This window comes from Moorena sp. SIO3I6, from assembly GCF_010672095.1.
Map to the genome: position 1 here is coordinate 1 of NZ_JAAHHU010001238.1, position 1,515 is coordinate 1,515.

Genomic DNA, 1,515 nt, shown 5'->3' on the forward strand with positions numbered 1-1,515 from the left:
AAACCCAAGGTCAAACTTATTGTTGCTCCTTTTCCTGACCGACAAAAGGGTCAGTCTGAGTTTTTCTTCAAGCCTTTTTCCTCAACCCCCTTGACAATTGGCATACAGGCTTAAGTTGTCACCGATGCCCTACTCCCGATTCCCGATTCCCGATTCCCGATTCGACCGTAGAGCACAGTTAGCCCCTTCCGGGCATTGCGAATACTGGGATGATTGGGGTCTAACACTGGCGTGAGGATGCTCAGAGATTTGTGGAAAAAGCTCACAGCTAGCTTTAACTTGTCCAACTCGTTACTCTGTTCCGAGATCAGCCAAGCCAAATCACTCAGGTACATTCCCACTTGGGGATGATTGTTGCCGTAACTTGAGTTCAGGGATTTGATGCAGTCTTGATACAATGCTAAGTTAGGATGATTGGGACCGTAGAACTCTTCAATTACGTTAATCGCGTCCTGGTGAAATAGTTCTGCTTTATGATATTCCCCAGAATAGTATACTAAGGCAGACTAGGATAAGTAGAAATTGAAAAATGACAACTGGTTTAACCAACCCTAGTCCTTATTACCTGAAATTAATCACCGAATTTGCGCCCCGTCCCATTACCAATAATGCTGAATTAATCGCCACCCAACAAAGAATCAACGACCTATTAGATCAAAAACCGCTTAATCAAGATGATCAAGATTATCTCAGGGTATTAGGGATGTTAGTCTATGACTATGAAGAAAAAACTGAACAATTGCCCGAATTAACCGATGCAGAATTATTACAGACATTAATGGAAGACTATAATCTAACGATACAAGATTTGTTAGGTATTTTTGAGCAAGAGCAAGCGATTTTAGATATATTAAACGGAAAGCGTAAACTCAATTCTCAAGAAGCCTTGAAAGTGCGTAGGCTAAGCCCTAGCCCGTTGGGCTAATTGGGGAGCAGGTCAAACTTGCAGAACAAATGAACTACTTGACAAAATGAGTAAATTGAGTTTATCTGTGTCAAGCTACCTAAAAAATTAAGAATTAATCCCAAAATGACCCCTGAAAAGCAAAAAGAGCTCAACGAGTATCTTCAAGCAATTGCCAAGATTCTTTATGAGGACTCTGATCCGACCAAACTAGACACAATGGCGGGAATAGAAGAAACTGTGAGAGAGAAAACTTTAGAGTATATCACACCAAAAATCGGTTTTTTTTTATCAAAGAAACAACAAAAACCGAGGCCGGAAGACTGAGAACATTAAAGAGTATCATTGGAAAATTACCAATAACCGAAAAGCAAGCCATCCGATTAAATCTCGAAACTAACCAAAGAATAAGTCCGTTTTTAGAGCAGTGTTGTGTTCGAGCAAGCGCCAATGTATCTTATGATAATGCTGCCAGAGATATTGACTACTATACAGGAATGAAAATCTCAGCAAAAACACAACAAAGACTAGTACATCGTTATAATTTTACTGACAATGACTGTAGTAAAGATATTGAAGAAGTGAGTGTAGATGGAGGAAAAGTAAGGTTA

Annotated in this window: 2 protein-coding genes and 2 pseudogenes; 2 read left to right on the plus strand and 2 right to left on the minus strand. The window is 39.7% G+C overall.

Annotation, left to right across the window (positions count from 1 at the left end):
- Nucleotides 1–110: 110 nt before the first annotated feature.
- Together F6K49_RS48100 and F6K49_RS54060 are read right to left on the minus strand one after the other, a co-directional pair.
- Nucleotides 111–398 carry a tetratricopeptide repeat protein gene (locus tag F6K49_RS48100; protein ID WP_293109699.1) on the minus strand — a complete coding sequence of 96 codons (288 nt, stop codon included), beginning with the start codon at nucleotides 396–398 and terminating at the stop codon, nucleotides 111–113.
- Nucleotides 399–416: 18 nt separating this feature from the next.
- Nucleotides 417–482 (minus strand): annotated as a pseudogene (locus tag F6K49_RS54060) (hypothetical protein); the annotation flags it as partial.
- A 47-nt stretch (nucleotides 483–529) separates the two neighbouring features.
- Here F6K49_RS54060 and F6K49_RS48105 point away from each other — a divergent pair.
- A complete protein-coding gene (locus tag F6K49_RS48105; protein ID WP_075898008.1) occupies nucleotides 530–925 on the plus strand; it encodes a type II toxin-antitoxin system HigA family antitoxin in 396 nt (131 codons plus the stop codon).
- Between the two features lie 105 nt (nucleotides 926–1,030).
- Nucleotides 1,031–1,515: pseudogene (locus F6K49_RS48110) on the plus strand (ISKra4 family transposase); the annotation flags it as partial.

Excerpts from the sequence above, each read along its gene's own strand:
- F6K49_RS48105 (WP_075898008.1), top strand. The coding sequence starts at position 530 with ATGACAACTGGTTTAACCAACCCTAGTCCTTATTACCTGAAATTAATC.